Origin of the sequence: Streptomyces sp. NPDC006923 (genome assembly GCF_040635655.1) — a bacterium.
GTDB lineage: Bacteria > Actinomycetota > Actinomycetes > Streptomycetales > Streptomycetaceae > Streptomyces.
The window spans coordinates 369,728-390,534 of record NZ_JBEYIF010000006.1 but is presented as its reverse complement, the minus strand read 5'-3'; the positions used below and the strand labels follow the sequence as shown (position 1 = coordinate 390,534).

Below are 20,807 nucleotides of genomic sequence, written 5' to 3'. Positions count from 1 at the left end.
GCGATCTTGTGAACGCGTGCACAAGCGTCGGTTCATTGTGGCAGCCCGGCTTTGCCCGACCGTTATCAGGGTCGGCTCAGGGACGATCCCGGACGGATGCCCCTGTTCCCGCCCGCCGCCGCCAGTTACCTTCGATCTGTGGCTCAGTTCCGACTCCAAGGCAGCAAGGTGCTCGCCGTCGACATGACCGGCGATGCCGTCAAAGCGAAGAACGGCTCGATGGTCGCGTACGACGGCCAGATGGCCTTCAAGAAGATGTCCGGCGGCGGTGAGGGCCTGCGGGGCATGGTCACCCGCCGGCTCACCGGCGAACAGATGACCGTGATGGAGGTGACAGGCCGGGGCACCTGCTACTTCGCCGACCGGGCGAGCGAGATCAACCTCGTCTCGCTGCACGGCGACAAGCTCTTCGTCGAGGCGAGCAATCTGCTCTGCGCCGACGCGGGGCTCAGGACCGGCACGTCCTTCACCGGGCTGCGTGGCGGCGCGACGGGCAACGGCCTGTTCACCACCACCGTCGAGGGCACCGGCCAGGCCGCGATCATGTCGGACGGCCCGGCGGTGATCCTGCGGGTGACCCCGCAGTACCCGCTGACGGTCGATCCCGGCGCCTATGTCGCCCACCAGGGCGGTCTCCAGCAGCACTTCCAGTCCGGGGTGAACGTCCGGACACTTATCGGCGAGGGCTCCGGCGAAGCCTTCCAGATCCGCTTCGAGGGTGACGGACTCGTGTACGTGCAGCCGAGCGAGCGGAACACCGTCGGCGGTGACGTCTGATGCCGTTCCGCGAGATCAACTCGAAGATGGTCGAGGCGACGGTGGTCCCCGGCCAGAAGATGTACAGCCAGCGGGGCGCGATGCTCGCGTACCGCGGCGAGATCAGCTTCACGCCCAACACGGCGGGCGGGCAGGGCGGCCTGATGTCGATGATCGGCCGGCGCGTCGCCAACGAGGCGACTCCGCTGATGACGGTCGAGGGCAGCGGCACGGTGATGTTCGGCCACGGCGGCCATCACATCCAGGTCGTCGGCCTCACCGGCGACACGCTGTATGTCGAGGCCGACCGGCTGCTCGCCTTCGACGGGACCCTGGAGCAGGGCACGATGTTCCTGGGCTCGCAGGGCGGGGTGATGGGCATGGTGCGCGGCCAGGTGACGGGCCAGGGCCTGTTCACCACGACCCTCAGGGGCCATGGCGCGGTCGCGGTGATGGCGCACGGCGGTGTGATCGAGGTCCCCATCACGCCGGGCCGGGCCGTCCATGTGGACCCGCAGGCGTATGTCGCGCACCACGGCGACGTACGGAACAAGCTCTCCACCGCGCTCGGCTGGCGCGACATGGTGGGGCGCGGCTCGGGCGAGGCGTTCCAGCTCGAACTCAGCGGCAGTGGTGCGGTGTATGTCCAGGCGTCGGAGGAGAAGCTGTGAGCGCGCCCGTGGTGTTCGACCCGATGACGCTGCCGAGCGACGACAACGTCAATCCGTACACCTTCTGCGTGGAGCTCAAGGGCAGCCAGTGGCTGTTGCAGAAGGGGAAGATGATCGCCTACTACGGGCGGATCGACTTCAACGGCGTGGGCCTCGGCCGCTTCGACCGGCTGCTGCGCACCAGCTTCCACTCACCGCTGCACGCCGGTGACTGGGTGGTGGCCGAGGGCAGCGGCAAGATGCTGCTGGCCGACCGGGCCTTCGACGTCAACTCCTTCGACCTGGAGGACGGGAATCTGACGATCCGCTCCGGGAACCTGCTGGCGTACCAGCCGAGCCTGGCGCTGAAGCAGTCGATCGTGCCGGGTTTTCTGACGCTGATCGGCACGGGCACATTCGTCGCCGCCTCGAACGGGCCCGTGGTCTTCATGGAGCCGCCGATCCGGGTGGATCCGCAGGCGCTGGTGGGCTGGGCGGACTGCCCCTCCCCCTGCCACCACTACGACCACGGGTATATGACGGGAGTGATGGGCGGCCTGCGGGCACTGACGGGGATCGGCGGGACCTCCGGCGAGGAGCACCAGTTCGAGTTCGTCGGCGCCGGGACGGTGCTGCTCCAGTCCACGGAGACGCTGATGCCGGAGCAGGCGACGGGCGCGGTGCCCCAGCAGGACGGGGTGCCCGGGGGCGGTATGCCCGGCACCGGTCAGGCCGGGCACGGCGGTCAGCCGGGCGCCGCGCCGAGGCTGCCCGGCCAGCTCGGGGACCTCCAGCGGCGATTCGGACTGTGAACGGTACTCTGCGGAGGGTGACGTCGAACGCCTGCGCACTTCCGCCGAACGGGTGCCCGGCGCCGGGTGCCCGCCGTCACAGCCAGAGACTTCGTCCAAAATTCAACTTCTTAGGTAGAATCCCTCTATGGAGACCGAGACAGCCACCCGCTGGCTGAGCGATGCAGAGCAGTGCGCGTGGCGCACCTATGTGGATGTCAAGAGCCTGTTGACATACCAGCTGGAAAAAGACCTGCAGCCGTTCGGCCTGACGATAAACGACTACGAGATCCTGGTGAATCTCTCGGAGTCGGCGGAGCGGCGCATGCGGATGAGTGACCTCGCGGGCGCGACGCTCCAGTCGAAGAGCCGGCTCTCCCACCAGATCACCCGGATGGAAGCCGCGGGCCTGGTCCGCAGGGAGCACTGCGAGTCGGACCGGCGCGGACTCTTCGCGGTCCTCACCGACCAGGGCATGGAGACGATGCAGAAGGCCGCGCCGCTGCATGTCGCATCCGTGCGGAAGCACTTCATCGATCTGCTCTCGCCGGAGGCGCTCGCCGATCTGCGTCAGTCGCTGACGCCGGTGGCGGAGCACCTGCGCGGGCAGCGCGGCAAGATCTGAGCGCTGCTCGACCGGGCGCCATGGCGCCCGGCGCCCTCCGGTGAGCGGCTCTTCGCCGGGCGAGGACGGGACGGGCGCGGCCGACCGGGGCCGCGCCGGGTCCCGGCCGGGTCGCGCCGTGGTCAGCAGGCGCCGCCGTCCGCCGGTGGCAGCCGCAGTACGAAGAGCGCGCCACCGGCCGGCGACCGGCCGGCGGTGAGCGCCCCGCCGTGGCGCCGGGCCACATCTCGGGCGATGGCCAGCCCCAGTCCCGCGCCGCCGTCGTCCCGGCTGCGGGCGTCGTCGAGCCGTACGAACCGCTCGAAGACCCGCTCACGCTCCGCCTCCGGCACCCCCGCCCCGTCGTCGCCGACCGCGAGCACCGTCCAGCCGTCCTCCCGGCGCACGGACACGGTGACCGACGCCGCCGCGTGGCGCTGCGCGTTGTCCAGCAGATTGCCCAGCACCCGGGCCACCTGGCCGCGTGAACCCGTCACTTCGAGCCCGGCCGACAGATCGAGCGAAACCGGGATCCGGTCCGTGGTCCGCTGCGAGACCTCCTCGCGGACCAGCGCGCCCAGATCGAACCGGGCCCGTCCCGGTGTCTCTCCCGCGTCCAGCCGGGCCAGCAGCAGCAGATCGGCGGCGAGCCGCTGAAGCCGTACGGTGTCCGCGACCGCGCCCGGCACATCCAGCAGCTCCGGGTGCGCCTCGCCCACTTCGAGCTGCGTACGCAGTGAGGCGATCGGGCTGCGCAGTTCGTGCGAGGCGTCCGCGACAAAGCGGCGCTGCCGTTCGACGGCGGCCTCCAGCGCGGTGAGCGTCTCGTTGGTCGTACGGGCCAGCCGGGCGACCTCGTCGTGCGTGCCGGGCTCGGGCACCCGGCGGGAGAGATCCTCGGAGCGGGTGATGGCCGCCATCTCGCGCCGGATGCCCTCCACGGGCCTGAGCGCCCGCCGGGTCACCAGCCAGGTGACTCCCCCGACGACCAGCAGCAGCACCGGCAGACCCACCAGCATCGCCACGGCGGCCGTGCCGACCGCGCTCTGCCGGGCGGCCAGGGACGCGCCCGCGTGGACGAGGACCCTCGCGCCCGTGCCGTCGGTCACCTCGACCGTGGCGAACCGGTAGTCCTCCGTCGTACCGTCCACCGTCGCGCTTCCCGTCGCGTACGAGGTGCGGCCGATCTCACCGACGGCGGGGGCGTCGTCATCACCGCCCCGGCCCCGGCCGCCGGTGTCGCCGGTGTGGTCGCTGTCGTTGCTGTCGTTGCTGTCGTTGCTGTCGTCGTCAGAATCGCTGGCGTTACTGTCGTCGACGCCGTCGACGCCGTCACCGCTCGCGCCGGGCTCCGCGCTCCCACGGGCGGCGGGGCTCCGCACGGGGGTGACGGCGGCCTGTCCGGTGCCGCTGATCCGCTCCAGGTCCTTGCCGGCCGCCAGCACCCGGCCGCTCTCGTCGACCACCTGCACCGGATGGTCCTCCTCGTCCGGCAGTGCCAGACCGGCATAGCCGGTCCTGCCCGGCACCCGGGAGGCGATGGCCAGGGCGACCTCGCGCGCCGCGGCGTCCGCCTCCCGCCCGGCCCGGTCGGTGAGGTTCGAACGCAGCGACAGGAGGACCGCGATCCCGGCGGCGAGCAGCGCCACCGCCACCACGGCCGTCGCGCCGAGCGACGCCTTGGCCCGTACGGACGCGAAACGGCGCCTCATACGGCGACCAGCCGGTAACCGGCACCGCGCACCGTCTGGATGCGGGCAGCGCCCATCTTGCGCCGCAGAGCGCTGATGTAGACCTCGATGATGTTCGGGTCGCCGTCATAGGCGAAGTCCCAGACGTGCTCCAGGATCTCGGGCTTCCCGACCACCTCGCCCGCGCGGGTCGCCAGTTGCTCCAGCACGGCGAACTCCTTGGCGGTGAGCGCCACTTCGGTCCCGTCCCGGAAGACACGGCGGGCCGCGGTGTCGACGGTGAGACCGCCGACGCGCAGGATTGGCGAGGCACCCGCCGAGCCCCGGCGGCGCAGCAGCGCCTTGACCCGCGCGACCAGCACGACGTACGAGAACGGCTTGGTCAGATAGTCGTCGGCGCCGGTGTCCAGCCCCTCGGCCTCGTCGTACTCGCCGTCCTTGGCGGTGAGCATCAGGATCGGCACGTCGTTGCCGGCGGCACGCAGCGCGGCACAGACCCGGTAGCCGTTCAGACCGGGCAGCATGATGTCGAGCACGACCAGGTCGTAGACGCCCTCGCCGGCCCGGTGGAGCCCCTCGCGGCCGTCGTGGACGACATCCACGGCGAAGCCCTCGGCCGTCAGCCCCTTCGCCAGGGAGACCGCGAGCCGTTTCTCGTCCTCCACGATCAACAAGCGCATGGCCCCACCCTCCCAGAGGGAACCTGAAGATCCCTTCAGGTGGCTTCAGGCTGCCTTCAGCTTCCCTGGGCGACATTGAATTTGTTCGCAGACGACCGACTGGGGAGGACCTCTCATGAAGCGCAATCTCGTCATCGCGGCCATCACGGCGGCGGCACTGATCGGCGGCGGCACCGTCACGGCGGTCGCCATCGGCGACGACGACCGGAGCGGTACGGCGACCGCGACGGCCTCCGCGCCCGTACCGGGGCCGACGGCCTCGGGGGACGGGCCGGAGGACTCCGGGCCCCGGACGGACGGCTCCCGCGACGGGACGGACGACTCCCGGGAACGGGCGGTCCCGCGCGGTACGGACCTCACCGTGGGCGAGGCCGCCGCGGCGGCCCTCAAGAAGCATCCCGGCTCCGTGGTCTCCGCCGAACTCGACGACGACGCGGCGGGCCGGAGCACCCACTGGGAGGTCGAGGTCCTCGGCAAGGACAACCGCCGGCACGAGCTGAAGGTCGACGCCGTCACGGGAGCCGTGCGCGCCGACGACCGGGACGACCACGCCGACGACCGCGACGACCGGGACGACCGCCGCGGCGACGACGGCCGGGACGACTGACCGGCGAGCGCGCCCGTACCCCGCCCCTGCCCCGCCCGGCCGCACCCGGCCGGGCGGCCGGCGCTCCGCCCCGCGCCTCCGCCGTACGGCCTCAGCCCCGGCCCGTGATCCCCGCGACCAGTTCGTCCGCCGCCGAGTACGGGTCGAGTTCGCCCGCGACGATCCGCTCGGCCAGCGCGTCCAGCCTGCGGTCGCCGTGCAGATCGCCGATGCGCTCGCGGAGCGCGGTGACCGCGATGGTCTCCACCTCGCGGGCCGCGCGCCCGGCCCGGCGCCGCGCCAGCACGTCGTGCTCCTCCATCCAGGCCCGGTGCTTCTCCAGGGCCTCCACCACCTCGTCGATCCCCTCGCCGCGCGCCGCGATCGTCTTGACGATCGGCGGCCGCCAGTCGCCGGGGCCCCGGCTCTCGCCGAGGCCGAGCATGTGGTTCAGCTCGCGGACCGTCGCGTCGGCGCCGTCCCGGTCCGCCTTGTTGACCACATAGATGTCACCGATCTCCAGGATCCCGGCCTTGGCCGCCTGGATCCCGTCGCCCATGCCCGGCGCCAGCAGCACCACCGAGGTGTCGGCCTGGGAGGCGATCTCGACCTCCGACTGGCCGACCCCGACGGTCTCCACCACGATCACGTCGCAGCCCGCCGCGTCCAGGACCCGGATCGCCTGCGGCGCCGCCCAGGCCAGCCCGCCGAGATGGCCGCGGGTCGCCATCGAGCGGATATAGACACCGGGGTCGGAGGCGTGCTCGGACATCCGGACGCGGTCGCCGAGCAGCGCTCCTCCGGAGAAAGGGGACGAGGGGTCCACGGCCAGCACCGCGACCCGCCTGCCCGCCCGCCGGTAGGCGGAGACCAGCGCGGACGTCGAGGTCGACTTGCCGACACCGGGCGGGCCGGTGAGACCGACGACATATGCGTTGCCCGCGAGCGGCGCCAGCGCCGCCATCACCTCCCGGAGCTGCGGCGACGCCCCCTCGACCAGCGAGATCAGCCGGGCCACGGCCCGCGGCCTGCCCTCCCGTGCCTGAGCCACCAGCTCGGGGACGTCCTGCATCTGCGGCTCCGTTCCTCGGAAACGTACGACGGTCAGCCGGCCACGCGCACGATCAGCGCGTCGCCCTGGCCACCGCCACCGCACAGCGCCGCCGCGCCGACCCCGCCACCGCGCCGCTTCAGCTCCAGCGCCAGATGGAGCACCAGCCGCGCGCCGGACATCCCGATCGGATGGCCGAGCGCGATGGCGCCGCCGTTCACATTGACCTTGTCCGGCGAGACGCCGAGATCCTTCATCGACTGCACCGCGACGGCGGCGAACGCCTCATTGATCTCGATGAGATCGAGATCGTCCACCCCGAGGCCCTCCTTCTTCAGGGCGTGCTGGATCGCGTTGGACGGCTGGGACTGGAGGGAGTTGTCCGGGCCCGCCACATTGCCGTGCGCGCCGATCTCCGCGATCCAGTCGAGGCCCAGCTCCAGCGCCTTGGCCTTGCTCATCACCACGACCGCCGCCGCGCCGTCGGAGATCTGGGAGGAGGTGCCGGCCGTGATGGTGCCGTCCTTCGCGAACGCGGGCCGCAGCCGGCCCAGGGACTCCACCGTGGTCTCGGCGCGGATGCCCTCGTCCTGCGAGAAGAGCAGCGGGTCGCCCTTGCGCTGCGGGATCTCCACCGGGACGATCTCGGCCTCGAAGACGCCGTTCTTCTGGGCGGCGGCGGCCCGCTGGTGGGAGAGGGCGCCGAACTCGTCCTGCTCGGGCCTGGCGATGTTCAGCCGGGTGTTGTGCTTCTCCGTCGAGGCGCCCATGGCGATGTTCTCGAAGGAGTCGGTGAGGCCGTCGTACGCCATCGCGTCGAGCATCTCGACCGCGCCGTACTTGTAGCCCTCACGGGACTTGGGGAGCAGGTGCGGAGCGTTGGTCATGGACTCCTGGCCGCCCGCGACCACCACGTCGAACTCGCCGGCCCGGATGAGCTGGTCGGCCAGCGCGATGGCGTCGAGCCCGGAGAGACAGACCTTGTTGACGGTCAGCGCCGGGACATTCATCGGAATGCCGGCCCTGACCGCGGCCTGGCGCGCCGGAATCTGCCCCGTCCCGGCCTGGAGCACCTGGCCCATGATCACGTACTGCACCTGGTCACCGCGGACGCCGGCCCGGTCCAGCGCCGCCTTGATGGCGAAGCCGCCCAGCTCGGCGCCGGAGAAGGACTTCAGCGAGCCGAGGAGCCGCCCCATCGGGGTACGGGCGCCCGCGACGATCACGGAAGTGGTGGTGTTCGTATCCGACATGAGACGCGATCCCCTTTACGTGCGGCTTGACGTGCGGCTTGAGGAGTGAACGAGGGTTCACTTCAAATGTACTGAGCGGTACGCCTCCCGGTCACCGGGCGGCGCGTGTGATCGCGCGCACGTTGCGTAATCACCGCCGTACCGCTGCACTGGATCCATGCTGACGCGAATCGATCACATCGGGATCGCCTGCTTCGACCTCGACGCGACTGTCGAGTTCTACCGGGCCACCTACGGCTTCGAGGTGTTCCACACCGAGGTCAACGAGGAGCAGGGCGTGCGTGAGGCCATGCTCAAGATCAACGAGACGTCCGACGGCGGAGCTTCGTATCTTCAGCTCCTGGAACCGGTCAGGGAGGATTCCGCCGTTGGGAAATGGCTCGCCAAGAACGGCGAGGGGGTGCATCACATCGCGTTCGGTACGGCGGACGTGGACGGGGACGCCCAGTCGGTCCGTGACAAGGGCGTACGGGTGCTGTACGACGAGCCGCGCACCGGTTCCATGGGCTCCCGCATCACCTTCCTGCATCCCAAGGACTGTCACGGAGTCCTCACAGAACTGGTCACCTCCGCCCGGGAGCACTGACCTTAAGGATTCCCGGCCCGGTACAGTGGACCGCTCCGGGCCGGGGCCGGGTCGGGGCCGTGTGCCCGCAGTTGATCTGACACCATTCCCCGGGGGGCCGTTCGCCGCGAACGGTGCTCGATCGGGCAGTTGCGACCAGGGGACGGATGGGACCGCGCAGTGCGGGGCTACGAACGCCAGGAGAGCCACCGAGCTGACGACGACCACCTCTCGCGGTTCGAAGCCGAGATGGACCGGCTGAAGACCGCGCGAGAGAAGGCCGTCCAGCACGCCGAGGACCTCGGTTACCAGGTCGAGGTATTGCGCGCCAAGCTCCACGAGGCACGCCGCAGCCTGGCCACCCGTCCCTCGTATGACAGCGCCGATCTCGGCTACCAGGCCGAACAGCACCTCCGTAACGCCCAGATGCAGGCCGAGCAGATGCGCTCGGACGCCGAACGCGAGCTGCGCGAGGCACGCGCCCAGACCCAGCGCATCCTCCAGGAGCACGCCGAGCACCAGGCGAGGCTCCAGGCCGAGCTGCACACCGAGGCCGTCCAGCGCCGGCAGCGGCTCGACCAGGAGCTGGCGGAGCGCCGCCAGACCGTCGAATCGCATGTCAACGAGAACGTCGCCTGGGCGGAGCAGCTCCGCGCCCGTACCGAGTCCCAGGCCCGCAGGCTGCTCGACGAGTCCCGTGCCGAGGCCGAGCAGTCGCTCGCCGCCGCCCGCGCGGAGGCGGCCCGGGTCACCGAGGAGGCCCGCCGCCGGCTGGGCTCCGAGGCCGAGGCGGCCCGCGCGGAGGCGGAAGCGCTTCTGCTGCGAGCCCGCAGGGACGCCGAGCGGATGCTCAACGCCGCGTCCGCGCAGGCGCGGGAGGCCGCCGGCCACGCCGAGCAGCTCCGGGCGTCCACGACCGCCGAGGCCGACCAGGCGCGCCAGCAGGCCGCCGAGCTGAGCCGGGCCGCCGAGCAGCGGATGCAGGAGGCGGAGGAGCGGCTGCGCGCGGCCCGCGCCGAGGCCGAGAAGGTCGTCACGGAGGCCAAGGAGGCCGCGGTCAAGCGGCTGGCCGGTGCCGAGTCGCAGAACGAGCAGCGCACCCGTACGGCCAAGTCGGAGATCGCCCGGCTGGTGGGCGAGGCGACGAAGGAGGCCGAGGCCACCAAGGCCGAGGCCGAGCAGGCGCTCATCGACGCCCGCGGCGAGGCCGAGAAGCTGGTCGCGGAGGCCGCCGAGAAGGCCCGCGCCGCCGCCGCCGAGGATGCCGCCGCCCAGCTCGCCAAGGCGGCCAGGACGGCCGAGGAGGTGCTGACCAAGGCGTCCGACGACGCCCGGGCCACCACCAGGGCCGCCGGCGAGGAGGCCGAACGGATCCGCCGGGAGGCGGAGGCCGAGGCGGACCGGCTGCGCGGCGAGGCGGCCGAGCAGGCCGACCAGCTCAAGGGCGCGGCCAAGGACGACACCAAGGAGTACCGCGCCAAGACGGTCGAGCTCCAGGAGGAGGCGCGCAGGCTGCGCGGCGAGGCCGAGCAGCTCAGGGCCGACGCGGTCGCCGAGGGCGAGCGGATCCGTGGTGAGGCCAGGCGCGAGGCCGTCCAGCAGATCGAGGAGGCGGCCAGGACCGCCGAGGAACTGCTGACCAAGGCCAAGGCCGACGCGGACGAGCTGCGCTCCGGCGCGACCGCCGAGAGCGAGCGGGTCCGCACCGAGGCCATAGAGCGCGCCACGACCCTGCGCCGGCAGGCCGAGGAGACGCTGGAGCGCGCCCGCGCCGAGGCCGAGCGGCTCCGGGCCGAGGGCGAGGAGCAGGCCGAGGCGACCAGGACGGCCGCCGAGCAGGCGGCGGGCGAGCTGCGCGAGGAGACCGAGCGCGGTGTCGAGGCCCGCAAGTCCGAGGCCGCCGGTGAGCTGACCCGGCTGCACACGGAGGCCGAGCAGCGTCTCGCCTCCGCCGAGGAGGCGCTCACCGACGCGCGCTCCGAGAGCGAGCGGATCCGGCGCGAGGCCGCCGAGGAGACCGAGCGGCTGCGCGCCGAGGCCGCCGAGCGCGTTCGTACGCTCCAGGCGCAGGCCGAGCGGGAGGCCGAGCGGCTGCGCACCGAGGCCGCGGCCGACGCGTCGGAGTCCCGCGCCGAGGCGGAGAACGCGGCGGTGCGGCTGCGCACGGAGGCGGCCACCGAGGCGGAGCGGCTCAAGACCGAGGCGCAGGAGAGCGCCGACCGGATCAGGTCGGAGGCGGCCGCCGCCGCCGAGCGGGTCGGCGCGGAGGCCGCGGAGGCGCTGGACGCCGCGCAGGAGGAGGCGAGCCGCCGCCGCCGGGAGGCCGAGGAGACCCTCGCGAGCGCCCGTACGGAGGCGGACCAGGAGCGCGAGCGGGCCCGCGAGCAGAGCGAGGAGCTGCTCGCCTCGGCCCGCAAGCGGGTCGAGGAGGCCGGGGCCGAGGCACAGCGGCTGGTCGAGGAGGCCGACCGCCGTGCCACGGAGATGGTGGCCGCCGCCGAGCAGACCGCCCAGCAGGTACGGGATTCCGTCGCCGGTCTCCAGGACCAGGCCGAGCAGGAGATCGCCGGGCTGCGGTCGGCCGCCGAGCACGCCGCGGGCCGGACCAGGACCGAGGCGCAGGAGGAGGCGGACCGGGTCCGCGCCGACGCGTACGCCGAGCGGGAGCGTGCCACCGAGGACTCCAACCGGACCCGTGCCAGGGCCCAGGAGGAGTCCGAGGCGGCCCAGGCGCTCGCCGAGCGCACGGTCGGCGAGGCCGTCGCCGAGGCGGAGCGGATGCGCGCCGACAGCGCGGAGTACGCGCAGCGGCTCCGCACCGAGGCGTCGGACTCCCTCGCCGCCGCCGAGCACGACGCGGCCCGCGCCCGCGCGGAGGCCCGCGAGGACGCCAACCGGATCCGCGGTGACGCCGCCGCGCAGGCCGACCGGCTCATCGGGGAGGCCACGAGCGAGTCCGAGCGGATGCGCGCGGAGGCCGCCGAGACGGTGGGCGCCGCGCAGCAGGCCGCCGAGCGGCTGCGTGCCGAGGCCGCACAGCTCAAGGCCGACACCGAGGCCGCCGCGGAGCGGCTGCGCACCGAGGCCCAGGAGGAGACGGACTGGCTCCTGGACGAGGCGCGCAAGGACGCGGCGAAGCGCCGCGCCGACGCCGCGGGCCAGGCGGACCAGCTCATCAACAAGGCCAGGGAGGAGGCGCTGCGCGCCGCCACCGAGGCCGAGAAGCAGGCCGACACGATGGTGGGCGCGGCCCGCTCGGCGGCCGAGCGCATCACCTCGGACGCCACCATCGAGGGCAACTCCCTGGTGGAGAAGGCCCGTACGGACGCGGACGAGCTGCTCGTCGGCGCACGCCGTGACGCGGCGGCCATCCGCGACCGGGCCGAGGAGCTGCGCGAGCGCGCCGAGAGCGAGGTCGAGCAGCTCCATGAGCGGGCCCGCCGGGAGACCTCCGAGCAGATGAAGACCGCCGGCGAGCGGGTCGACAAGCTGATGAAGGCCGCCGACGAGCAGCGGGCCGAGGCCGAGGCGAAGGCCAAGGAACTGGTCGCCGACGCCGGCTCGGAGGCGAGCAAGGTCCGGATCGCCGCGGTGCGGAAGGCCGAGACACTCCTCAAGGAAGCCGCGCAGAAGAAGGCCGAATTGATCAAGGAGGCCGAGAACCTGCGTGCCGAGGCCGTCCAGGAGGCGAAGCGGACGGTCGAGGAGGGCAAACGCGAGCTGGATGTCCTGGTCCGCAGACGTGAGGACATCCAGGCCGAGATCTCCCGTGTGCAGGACGTACTCGAAGCATTGGAGTCATTTGAGGCACCCTCCGCACCCGCGAAGGACAGCCCCGTCAAAGCCGGCGCCGCGGCGGGGACCACCCGTTCGAGTGGCAAGTCCTCGGAGAGCTAGCCACTCAAAAGGCTGGACATTCTTCAGACCAAACCGGCATCCGCTCGATGACACGCCGCTTAGGCCCCTAGGATTCCCCCTATCACCTCACCGGTCTCATTCGACAGGAACCCCATGAGCGACACTTCCTCCCCATTCGGCTTCGAGCTCGTGCGGCGTGGTTACGACCGCGGTCAGGTGGACGACCGCATTACCAAACTCGTCGCCGACCGTGACAGTGCTCTGGCCCGCATCACCTCTCTGGAAAAGCGCATCGAGGAACTCCACCTCGAGACGCAGAACGCCCAGGCCCAGGTCAGCGACGCGGAGCCGTCGTACGCCGGGCTCGGCGCCCGCGTCGAGAAGATCCTCCGCCTCGCCGAGGAGGAGGCGAAGGACCTGCGCGAGGAGGCGCGTCGCGCGGCCGAGCAGCACCGCGAGCTCGCCGAGTCCGCCGCCCAGCAGGTGCGCAACGACGCCGAGTCGTTCGCCTCGGAGCGCAAGTCCAAGGCCGAGGACGAGGGCGTCCGCATCGTCGAGAAGGCGAAGGGGGACGCGGCTACGCTGCGCTCGGAGGCGCAGAAGGACGCGCAGTCCAAGCGCGAGGAGGCCGACGCGCTCTTCGAGGAGACCCGCGCCAAGGCCGCCCAGGCCGCCGCGGACTTCGAGACGAACCTCGCCAAGCGGCGTGAGCAGTCCGAGCGCGACCTGGCGTCGCGTCAGGCGAAGGCCGAGAAGCGCCTGGCGGAGATCGAGCACCGCGCCGAGCAGCTCCGTCTCGAGGCCGAGAAGCTGCGTACGGACGCGGAGCGCCGTGCCCGTCAGACGGTCGAGACGGCCCAGCGCCAGTCCGAGGACATCGTGGCCGACGCGAACGCCAAGGCCGACCGGATCCGCAGCGAGTCGGAGCGCGAGCTGGCGGCGCTCACCAACCGCCGCGACTCGATCAACGCTCAGCTCACCAACGTCCGCGAGATGCTGGCGACGCTGACCGGTGCCGCGGTGGCCGCCGCCACCAGCCCGTCCGACGACGAGCCGATCTCCCGCGGTGTGCCGGCCCAGCAGTCCCGCTGAGCCGGTCCGGTCCCGCCGGATCCGGCCCGCCGCAGGGCAGGTGATACGACGGGACCGGCCCCGTATATAACGATCGGGCAAGCCCCTCGCCACTTCGGTGGCGGGGGGCTTCGCGCGCCCCTAGGTTGTCGGGCATGATCGAGGTCGAGGGTCTCACCAAACGCTTCGGCCGCAAGGTCGCTGTCGATCAGCTCTCCTTCCAGGTGCGGCCGGGGGTGGTGACGGGCTTTCTCGGCCCCAACGGGGCGGGCAAGTCGACCACCATGCGGATGATGCTCGATCTCGACAATCCGACCAGCGGCTCGGTACGGATCGACGGCAAGCACTACCGCCAGCTCGCGGAGCCCCTCAAGCACATCGGGGCGCTGCTGGAGGCCAAGGCCATGCACGGCGGCCGCAGCGCGTACAACAATCTCCTCTGTCTGGCCCAGAGCAATCGCATCCCGGCGAGCCGTGTCTCCGAAGTCCTCGACATGGTCGGGCTGTCCGCGGTGGCCCACAAGAAGTCGAAGGGTTACTCGCTCGGTATGGGCCAGCGGCTCGGAATCGCGTCGGCCCTGCTCGGTGATCCAGAGATCCTGATGTTCGACGAGCCGGTCAATGGTCTGGACCCGGAGGGAATTCACTGGATCCGGAATCTGATGAAGCATCTCGCCCAAGAGGGGCGGACGATCTTCGTCTCCAGCCATCTCATGAGTGAAATGGCTCTCACGGCGGATCACTTGATCGTCATTGGCCAGGGAAAACTCCTGGCGAACACCTCGATGGCCGAGTTCATCCAGGAGAACTCCCGGAGTTACGCGCGCCTGCGCTCACCGCAGCGGGAGCGGCTGAAGGACGTCCTGCACGAGGCCGGCTTCACCACGACCGAGACGGACGAGGGCGTCATCGAGATCGACGGGGCGTCCACCGAGGAGCTGGGCCAGCTCGCGGCGGACCATCAGATCGTGCTGCACGAGCTGAGCTCCCAGCGTGCCTCGCTCGAAGAGGCGTTCATGCAGATGACGCTGGAGTCGGTGGAGTACCACGCGCATTCGGGCGCCGGCGGGGAACGGTCCCCGGGGCCCGGCACGGGCCAGGACCGCCAGGGCAAGGGAGCCTGACACACGATGGCATCGGTACCAGCGGTCCTCCGCTCGGAGTGGACCAAGATCCGTACGGTCTCGTCCACCACCTGGACGCTGATCAGCGCACTGGTCGTGACCGTGGCCCTGGGCGCGGCGCTCTCCGCGCTGCTGAACTCCACGTTCGACGATCTTGAACGGGCCCAGCAGGCCACCTTCGACCCGACGTTCACCAGTTTCTCCGGGATGGTCCTGGGCCAGCTCGCGATGGTGGTCTTCGGTGTGCTGGTGGTGGGCTCGGAGTACAGCTCCGGCATGATCCGCACCTCGCTGGCCGCCGTGCCGCAGCGCGCCACCTTCCTGTTCAGCAAGATCCTGGTGGCCGGGGTGCTGGCGCTGGTGGTCGGGATGGTCACGGGGTTTCTGGCGTTCTTCCTCGGCCAGGCGCTGCTCGGTGACCACGGCACGACCATCGGCGAGCCGAATGTGCTGCGCGCGGTGATCGGCAGCGGTCTGTACATGACGCTGATCGCCCTCTTCTCGATGGGCGTCACGGCGATGCTGCGCAGCTCGATGCTGTCGCTCGGCATCCTGATGCCGTTCTTCTTCCTGGTCTCCCAGATCCTGGCGGCCGTCCCGGTCGCCAAGGACGTCGCGCGCTACTTCCCGGACCAGGCCGGTTCGAAGATCCTTCAGGTGGTCCCGAACGCCATGGACTCGGGCGAGGCGCCGTACGGCCCCTGGGGCGGGCTGGGGATCCTGGTCCTGTGGGTGGTGGCGGCGCTGGCCGGCGGGTACGTCGTGCTGAAGAAGCGCGACGCCTGACCGCCGCGTCCGGCGGCTGCCGCCCGGCCCGCCCGGTCCATTCCGGGCCGACGCTCCGCCGGAACGTCTTGGCCGGAACCGTCAAGGCATGGATATCCTCCTAACTCTTACGGGGGCCTTGGGCCGGCAGCGGTCACTGCCCCGACGACCTCACCTGTCGATGGGGCTGGAGAATGATCGAGGCAGTCGGCCTGACGAAGCGCTACGGCGCCAAGACGGCCGTGTACAACCTTTCCTTCCAGGTGCGGCCGGGACTTGTCACCGGCTTCCTCGGCCCCAACGGTTCGGGCAAGTCGACGACGATGCGGATGATCCTCGGCCTCGACCGGCCGACCGAGGGCCGGGTGACGGTCGGCGGCCATCCCTTCCGGCTGCTGCCGAACGCCCCGCGTCAGGTCGGCGCGCTCCTTGACGCCAAGGCGGTGCACGGCGGACGCAGCGCGCGCAACCATCTGCTCTCGCTGGCCCAGCTCTCCGGCATCCCGGCCACCCGGGTCGACGAGGTGCTCGGGGTCGTCGGCCTCCAGGACGTCGCCCGGCGGCGCTCCAGCGGCTTCTCGCTCGGTATGGGCCAGCGCCTCGGTATCGCGGCGGCGCTCCTCGGTGACCCACAGGTGCTGCTCTTCGACGAGCCGGTCAACGGTCTGGACCCGGAGGGCATCCTCTGGGTCCGCAATCTGATGAAGCAGCTCGCGAGCGAGGGCCGTACGGTCTTCGTCTCCTCGCACCTGATGAGTGAGATGGCGCTCACCGCCGACCACCTCATCGTGATCGGACGCGGCCGGCTTCTCTCCGACATGAGTGTCAAGGACTTCATCTCCGCCAACTCCGCCGACTTCGCCCGGGTGCGCACGCCGAAGACGGAGCCCGCACAGCGCGAGAAACTGATGGCGGCGCTCACCGAGGCGGGTGGCCGGGTGCTGTCGGAACCGGACGGCGCCCTGCGGATCACGGGGCTGCCGCTGGCGCGGATCAGCGATGTGGCGCACGAGGCGGATGTGCGGCTCTGGGAGCTCTCACCGCACCAGGCCTCGCTGGAGGAGGCGTACATGCGGATGACCCAGGGCGCCGTGGACTACCGCTCGACGGCCGACGCGCTGGCCGGCTTCCAGCCGCCACCGGGATACGGGCCACCACCGGGATACGGGCCGGCACCGGCCGCGTACCCGCCGCCCGCCGCTCCCGAGGAGCCCCAGCGTGGCTGGTACGCCCCGCCGCCGCCCGGGGAGAACCCGTACGCGAGCGCGGCCCCGGCCACCGTGCCGCCGGCCCCGCCCGCCGCGCCCCCCGCACCGGTACCGGCGCCCGCACCGGTACCGGCGCCCGCCGGGGACATGACCACGCGCGACAGCAACGAGGACGCCCGATGACGACCCCGTACCAGCAGCAGGCCCCGCACCCGCAGGCCCCGCGGCAGCCGGCGCCGTGGACCGGCGGCCCGGCCGGCGGCTACACCTCACCGATCCCGGTCCGCCGGGCCCATCTCGGGGACGCCCTGGCGTCCGAGTGGACCAAGCTGCGTTCCGTACGGTCCACGATGTGGACCCTGGGCGTCATGATCGTGCTGGTGCTGGGCATCGGGCTGCTCGCCGCCGTGGCCGTCTCCGCCTCCGAGGCGGGCATCGGCGGCGACTCCGTGCTCGCGCTCGGCTTCTTCGGCGTGCTGCTCGGCTCGATCTGTGTGATCACGCTGGGGGTGCTGACCATCGCCTCGGAGTACGGCACGGGCATGATGCGCACGACCCTGACCGCCTGCCCCAGCAGGGCCCGGGTGCTGGGCGCCAAGTCGCTGGTCTTCTTTCTGCTGGTCCTGGTGATCACGACGGTGACCACCACCGTCACCGCCGCGCTGCAGACCGCGATCCTGGACGCCGCCGCGCCCGATGGGGCGGACTGGTTCCGGGCGACCTTCGGCGTCGGACTCTATGTGGCGACGCTCGGGCTGCTGTCGCTGGCGGTCGGCGCGCTGGTCCGGCACTCGGCGGGCGCGATCACGATCATGATCGGTGTGGTGCTGCTGCCGCTGGTGCTGGCGCTGTTCATGTACTCCGACTCACTCGCCGGACTGCGGGACGCGCTGTTCGAGTACTCGATCCCGAACCAGCTCGCCGTGTTCTACGACAACACCGTCGGCCCGTCCGCCGGGCCGTCCGGCTGGTCCCCGCTGTGGATTCTGCTCGGGGTGACGGCCGTCACGATGGTGTGCGCCTTCCTGGTGGTCGACAAGCGCGACGTCTGAGCGCCGGGCAGGGCCTGACCAGGGCGTGTTGCGAAAGTAGCGCCTGGCCCTAATACCTCGGCGCGTTCCTGGACCGCTGCACCCGTGAGGTGCGGCGGTCCTTCGCGTTCCAGCACGCCTGGTGCCAGTGGCGCCGGTCCTCCACACCGCCGTACTCGGGCCACGCCACCACATGCGCCACCCCGGACGGGATCTCCTGGTCGCAGCCGGGGCAGCGGTACCGCTTGCCCGCGGCGCTCGCTCCCGCGACATGGCGGACCGACCACTCCTCGCCCTGCCAGGACTCCGACCGCTGGAAGCCTCCGTACCGGTCCCCCGCGTCACCGGCTCGCTCCATCGGTTTCTCGCCGCCACGGGGGCGGTTGCGGCGCGGGGACACAGGACACCTCACGGGGCAGACAGCACGATTCGTGTCCAGCCTACGGCCCGTGGCTGTGCGTACCTGCCCCGCTCGGCACAAGACAGCGCGACCCACAGAAGGCACTTACCGGACAATCGCAAGAACTTCACGCTCCGCCCGTGCCCTTGGCACGTGTCAGGCGTTGTTGCCGGTAGGGGGAGTCGCGTGAGCCGCGAGGAGGCAGCAGGCGATGCGTGTTGGAGCTTTTGTACTGGCGGCGCAGTTCCCGGGCCAGGGACAGGGCGAGGCGCTGCACCGGGCGGTACGCACCGCCGAGCTCGGCGAGGAATCCGGGCTCGACTCGGTCTGGGTCGCCGAGCACCATTTCGTACCGTACGGCGTGTGTCCCTCGGCCGTGACACTGGCCGGGGTTCTCCTCGGACGTACCCGACACATCCGGGTGGGTACGGCGGTCAGCGTGTTGCCGAACGTCCATCCGGTGGCGCTGGGCGAGCAGGCCGCACTGCTCCATCTCCTCTCCGGCGGGCGGTTCTCGCTCGGCGTGGGCCGGGGCGGCCCCTGGGTCGACCTGGAGGTCTTCGGCACCGGCCTGGACGCCTACGAGCGGCATTTCCCCGAGTCGCTGGAGCTGCTGCTGCGCTGGCTGCGCGAGCGCCGGGTGTCGGCCTCCGGCGAGTGCTTCCGTTTCCGTGAGGTCGCCGTCGTACCGCGCCCGGACGAATTGATAGACACGCGCGCGGACGCGGGCGAGGACGGGGCCGGCGACCGCCGCGGTCCCGAGGTGATCGTGGCCTGCACCTCGCCGAAGAGTGTGAAGCTCGCCGCCGAACTCGGCCTGCCGATGCTGCTGGGGATGCACTGCGGCGACGACGAGAAGGCGGAGATGGTCGCCCTGTGGCGCGCGCACGCCCGCGCGGCGGGGCGCCCGGCTCCGGAGATCGCGGACGCCGCGCATGTCTCCGCCGGAGTGGCGCAGATCGCGGACCGCCGGGACGAGGCGACGGAGTCCCTCGCCAAGGCGATGCCCGGCTGGCTGCGGCAGGGACTCGGCGCTCATGTGACGGTCGACGGCCGGCCCAGGTCGATGCGGGACCCGGTGGAGTACACGGACCTGCTGTGCGGTCTGCATCCCGTCGGACCGCCCCGGCTGGCCGCGGACCGGCTCGCGGCCACCGCGGAACGGACCGGCATCAGCCGGTTCGCGCTGCTCGTGGAGGGCTCCGGCGATCTCGCGTCGACGGAGGAGAACGTACGGCGGCTGGGGACCGAGGTCCTGCCGCTGCTGACCTGACCGGTCCGGCCGTGGTCGTGCGGACAGGAGCCGTGCGCCCGCCGATCGGGCACAGGGCGCTCGTACGGATACGGGTTGCTGCCGCTCCGGCACCCCAGGGGTGCTCTCGCGGTGCGGAGCGGCAGCAAGCGACGTCAGCAGTCCCGCAGTTCTGGAGACTGGTTGAGAAGCTGAGCCCTCACCGACGTGAAGCGGGCGAGCCGCTCATCAACCGAGGAGTCCAGCGGAAACACCGCGACGCGGTGGCAGTTCTGGAATGCGAGACGCACTCCGAAGTGCCGCTGGAGCGCACCGCGAATGGCATCACTCGCCAGCGCGCGCAGCAGTTGTCCACGTGCGTGCTCGTCCGGCGGAGGCGTCTGGTTGTCGGCGAACTGTCCACCGTCCACCTTCAGCTGTGCCACCAGAGAACTGATCATCTCCCATGCGAAGGGCAGGGAGGTCCGGACGCAGTCGACGAAAGCCGCTTCGTCAACCTCGCCTCGCTCGGCCTGGTCCAACAGCGCCGGTGAGACGTCGAGCGACATGGGTTCTCCTCTCGCGACCCCGGAAAGCGGGGCCTTACGGGCAGGGAAGAAGGCACCGGCGACGCAGCGTGCACGACCGGCGACCTCCTGCATCCACGTTAGGCGCGCTGTCCGGACCGCACCAGGAGAATGGGAACACAACCGGCCAGAAACGAAGGGGGCTTCCGGGGCGAATCGCGCGCGGCAGTGCCAGTCGAGTAGCGTTGCGGACCATGCGTCTCGTCATCGCCCGCTGCTCCGTCGACTACGCGGGCCGGCTCACCGCCCATTTGCCCTCCGCTCCCCGTCTCATCCTGGTCAAGGCCGACGGCAGCGTGTCGATCCACGCCGACGACCGGGCGTACAAACCGCTCAACTGGATGTCGCCGCCATGCACCCTGAAGGAGGGCGCGGGCGAGGACGCCGGCGTCTGGACGGTCGTGAACAAAGCGGGCGAGAAACTGATCATCACCATGGAGGAAGTCCTCCACGATTCCTCCCATGAGCTGGGCGTCGACCCGGGCCTCATCAAGGACGGCGTGGAAGCGCACCTCCAGGAGCTCCTCGCGGACCGTATCGAGACACTCGGCGAGGGCTACAGCCTGATCCGCCGCGAATACCCCACGGCCATCGGCCCGGTGGACATCCTGTGCCGGAACGCCGACGGGGTGACCGTGGCCGTGGAGATCAAGCGGCGCGGCGAGATCGACGGCGTGGAGCAGCTCACGCGCTATCTGGAGCTGCTGAACCGCGATCCCCATCTCGCTCCGGTGCGGGGCCTGTTCGCGGCCCAGGAGATCAAGCCGCAGGCGCGGGTCCTGGCGACGGACCGCGGGATCGGCTGTGTCGTCCTGGACTACGACGGACTGCGCGGCATCGAGGACGACAAGCTCCGGCTGTTCTGACCGCGGGCGCGACCGGACAAGGCCACGTGCCGGCGCACC

20 protein-coding genes are annotated in these 20,807 nt (G+C 71.4%); 14 read left to right on the top strand and 6 right to left on the bottom strand.

Going from position 1 to position 20,807, the window contains the following annotated elements; all coding sequences use genetic code 11:
- Positions 1-138: 138 nt before the first annotated feature.
- The 4 genes from ABZ707_RS15135 to ABZ707_RS15120 all read left to right on the top strand — a co-directional run bounded on the left by ABZ707_RS15135 (position 139) and on the right by ABZ707_RS15120 (position 2,822).
- A complete protein-coding gene (locus tag ABZ707_RS15135) occupies positions 139-777 on the top strand; it encodes an AIM24 family protein (RefSeq protein WP_360173526.1) in 639 nt (212 codons plus the stop codon).
- Positions 777-1,427: an AIM24 family protein gene (locus ABZ707_RS15130; RefSeq protein WP_360173523.1), complete on the top strand. Its 651-nt coding sequence runs from the start codon at positions 777-779 to the stop codon at positions 1,425-1,427. Before ABZ707_RS15135 ends, ABZ707_RS15130 begins: the two co-directional genes overlap by 1 nt.
- Positions 1,424-2,218 (top strand): AIM24 family protein, encoded by a 795-nt coding sequence (locus tag ABZ707_RS15125; protein WP_360173520.1) that lies wholly within the window; start codon positions 1,424-1,426, stop codon positions 2,216-2,218. Before ABZ707_RS15130 ends, ABZ707_RS15125 begins: the two co-directional genes overlap by 4 nt.
- Before the next feature lie 127 nt (positions 2,219-2,345).
- Positions 2,346-2,822: a MarR family transcriptional regulator gene (locus ABZ707_RS15120; protein ID WP_360173517.1), complete on the top strand. Its 477-nt coding sequence runs from the start codon at positions 2,346-2,348 to the stop codon at positions 2,820-2,822.
- Positions 2,823-2,944: 122 nt separating this feature from the next.
- On the opposite strand, the gene ABZ707_RS15115 is transcribed toward ABZ707_RS15120, so the two are convergent.
- A complete protein-coding gene (locus ABZ707_RS15115; RefSeq protein WP_360173514.1) occupies positions 2,945-4,513 on the bottom strand; it encodes a HAMP domain-containing sensor histidine kinase in 1,569 nt (522 codons plus the stop codon).
- Positions 4,510-5,172 carry a response regulator transcription factor gene (locus ABZ707_RS15110; protein WP_360173511.1) on the bottom strand — a complete coding sequence of 221 codons (663 nt, stop codon included), beginning with the start codon at positions 5,170-5,172 and terminating at the stop codon, positions 4,510-4,512. Before ABZ707_RS15110 ends, ABZ707_RS15115 begins: the two co-directional genes overlap by 4 nt.
- Positions 5,173-5,287: 115 nt before the next feature.
- On the opposite strand from ABZ707_RS15110, the gene ABZ707_RS15105 reads away from it, so the two are divergent.
- Positions 5,288-5,779: a PepSY domain-containing protein gene (locus tag ABZ707_RS15105; RefSeq protein ID WP_360173508.1), complete on the top strand. Its 492-nt coding sequence runs from the start codon at positions 5,288-5,290 to the stop codon at positions 5,777-5,779.
- A 91-nt stretch (positions 5,780-5,870) separates the two neighbouring features.
- On the opposite strand, the gene meaB is transcribed toward ABZ707_RS15105, so the two are convergent.
- Both meaB and ABZ707_RS15095 read right to left on the bottom strand, forming a co-directional pair.
- Entirely contained in the window at positions 5,871-6,830 is a 960-nt protein-coding gene (meaB, locus tag ABZ707_RS15100; protein WP_360173505.1) for a methylmalonyl Co-A mutase-associated GTPase MeaB, read from the bottom strand.
- 32 nt (positions 6,831-6,862) lie between these two features.
- Positions 6,863-8,062 carry an acetyl-CoA C-acetyltransferase gene (locus ABZ707_RS15095; RefSeq protein WP_360173502.1) on the bottom strand — a complete coding sequence of 400 codons (1,200 nt, stop codon included), beginning with the start codon at positions 8,060-8,062 and terminating at the stop codon, positions 6,863-6,865.
- A 157-nt stretch (positions 8,063-8,219) separates the two neighbouring features.
- Here ABZ707_RS15095 and mce point away from each other — a divergent pair, with 157 nt between their 5' ends.
- The 7 genes from mce (at position 8,220) to ABZ707_RS15060 (ending at position 17,705) form a co-directional block, all read left to right on the top strand.
- Entirely contained in the window at positions 8,220-8,648 is a 429-nt protein-coding gene (mce, locus tag ABZ707_RS15090; RefSeq protein ID WP_360173499.1) for a methylmalonyl-CoA epimerase, read from the top strand.
- Between the two features lie 159 nt (positions 8,649-8,807).
- Entirely contained in the window at positions 8,808-12,524 is a 3,717-nt protein-coding gene (scy, locus tag ABZ707_RS15085; RefSeq protein WP_360173496.1) for a polarized growth protein Scy, read from the top strand.
- Between the two features lie 114 nt (positions 12,525-12,638).
- Positions 12,639-13,577: a cellulose-binding protein gene (locus ABZ707_RS15080; RefSeq protein ID WP_360173493.1), complete on the top strand. Its 939-nt coding sequence runs from the start codon at positions 12,639-12,641 to the stop codon at positions 13,575-13,577.
- Positions 13,578-13,711: 134 nt separating this feature from the next.
- Positions 13,712-14,680 (top strand): ATP-binding cassette domain-containing protein, encoded by a 969-nt coding sequence (locus ABZ707_RS15075; protein ID WP_360173490.1) that lies wholly within the window; start codon positions 13,712-13,714, stop codon positions 14,678-14,680.
- A 6-nt stretch (positions 14,681-14,686) separates the two neighbouring features.
- Entirely contained in the window at positions 14,687-15,466 is a 780-nt protein-coding gene (locus ABZ707_RS15070; protein ID WP_360173487.1) for an ABC transporter permease subunit, read from the top strand.
- Between the two features lie 173 nt (positions 15,467-15,639).
- The gene (locus tag ABZ707_RS15065; protein ID WP_360173484.1) at positions 15,640-16,836 is read left to right on the top strand and encodes an ATP-binding cassette domain-containing protein; all 1,197 of its coding nucleotides are present in this window, start codon (positions 15,640-15,642) and stop codon (positions 16,834-16,836) included.
- A complete protein-coding gene (locus tag ABZ707_RS15060; protein WP_360173481.1) occupies positions 16,833-17,705 on the top strand; it encodes an ABC transporter permease subunit in 873 nt (290 codons plus the stop codon). Before ABZ707_RS15065 ends, ABZ707_RS15060 begins: the two co-directional genes overlap by 4 nt.
- 49 nt (positions 17,706-17,754) lie before the next feature.
- Here ABZ707_RS15060 and ABZ707_RS15055 read toward each other — a convergent pair whose 3' ends face one another.
- Positions 17,755-18,084 (bottom strand): ATP/GTP-binding protein, encoded by a 330-nt coding sequence (locus ABZ707_RS15055; protein ID WP_360173479.1) that lies wholly within the window; start codon positions 18,082-18,084, stop codon positions 17,755-17,757.
- A 211-nt stretch (positions 18,085-18,295) separates the two neighbouring features.
- Between ABZ707_RS15055 and ABZ707_RS15050 the strand changes: the two genes are divergently transcribed.
- Positions 18,296-19,357, top strand: a complete 1,062-nt coding sequence (locus ABZ707_RS15050; protein WP_360173476.1) for an LLM class flavin-dependent oxidoreductase — start codon at positions 18,296-18,298, stop codon at positions 19,355-19,357.
- A 134-nt stretch (positions 19,358-19,491) separates the two neighbouring features.
- On the opposite strand, the gene ABZ707_RS15045 is transcribed toward ABZ707_RS15050, so the two are convergent.
- The gene (locus tag ABZ707_RS15045) at positions 19,492-19,884 is read right to left on the bottom strand and encodes an SCO5389 family protein (protein ID WP_319683537.1); all 393 of its coding nucleotides are present in this window, start codon (positions 19,882-19,884) and stop codon (positions 19,492-19,494) included.
- A gap of 212 nt (positions 19,885-20,096) precedes the next feature.
- On the opposite strand from ABZ707_RS15045, the gene nucS reads away from it, so the two are divergent.
- Complete coding sequence (gene nucS, locus ABZ707_RS15040; protein WP_360173472.1) at positions 20,097-20,768, top strand: endonuclease NucS; 672 nt, start codon at positions 20,097-20,099, stop codon at positions 20,766-20,768.
- Positions 20,769-20,807: the final 39 nt, after the last annotated feature.

Coding starts and splice junctions, on each gene's coding strand:
- ABZ707_RS15130 (WP_360173523.1), top strand. CDS start 777: ATGCCGTTCCGCGAGATCAACTCGAAGATGGTCGAGGCGACGGTGGTC.
- ABZ707_RS15120 (WP_360173517.1), top strand. CDS start 2,346: ATGGAGACCGAGACAGCCACCCGCTGGCTGAGCGATGCAGAGCAGTGC.
- ABZ707_RS15115 (WP_360173514.1), bottom strand. CDS start 4,513: ATGAGGCGCCGTTTCGCGTCCGTACGGGCCAAGGCGTCGCTCGGCGCG.
- ABZ707_RS15110 (WP_360173511.1), bottom strand. CDS start 5,172: ATGCGCTTGTTGATCGTGGAGGACGAGAAACGGCTCGCGGTCTCCCTG.
- ABZ707_RS15105 (WP_360173508.1), top strand. CDS start 5,288: ATGAAGCGCAATCTCGTCATCGCGGCCATCACGGCGGCGGCACTGATC.
- meaB (WP_360173505.1), bottom strand. CDS start 6,830: ATGCAGGACGTCCCCGAGCTGGTGGCTCAGGCACGGGAGGGCAGGCCG.
- ABZ707_RS15095 (WP_360173502.1), bottom strand. CDS start 8,062: ATGTCGGATACGAACACCACCACTTCCGTGATCGTCGCGGGCGCCCGT.
- mce (WP_360173499.1), top strand. CDS start 8,220: ATGCTGACGCGAATCGATCACATCGGGATCGCCTGCTTCGACCTCGAC.
- ABZ707_RS15080 (WP_360173493.1), top strand. CDS start 12,639: ATGAGCGACACTTCCTCCCCATTCGGCTTCGAGCTCGTGCGGCGTGGT.
- ABZ707_RS15075 (WP_360173490.1), top strand. CDS start 13,712: ATGATCGAGGTCGAGGGTCTCACCAAACGCTTCGGCCGCAAGGTCGCT.
- ABZ707_RS15070 (WP_360173487.1), top strand. CDS start 14,687: ATGGCATCGGTACCAGCGGTCCTCCGCTCGGAGTGGACCAAGATCCGT.
- ABZ707_RS15065 (WP_360173484.1), top strand. CDS start 15,640: ATGATCGAGGCAGTCGGCCTGACGAAGCGCTACGGCGCCAAGACGGCC.
- ABZ707_RS15060 (WP_360173481.1), top strand. CDS start 16,833: ATGACGACCCCGTACCAGCAGCAGGCCCCGCACCCGCAGGCCCCGCGG.
- ABZ707_RS15050 (WP_360173476.1), top strand. CDS start 18,296: ATGCGTGTTGGAGCTTTTGTACTGGCGGCGCAGTTCCCGGGCCAGGGA.
- ABZ707_RS15045 (WP_319683537.1), bottom strand. CDS start 19,884: ATGTCGCTCGACGTCTCACCGGCGCTGTTGGACCAGGCCGAGCGAGGC.
- nucS (WP_360173472.1), top strand. CDS start 20,097: ATGCGTCTCGTCATCGCCCGCTGCTCCGTCGACTACGCGGGCCGGCTC.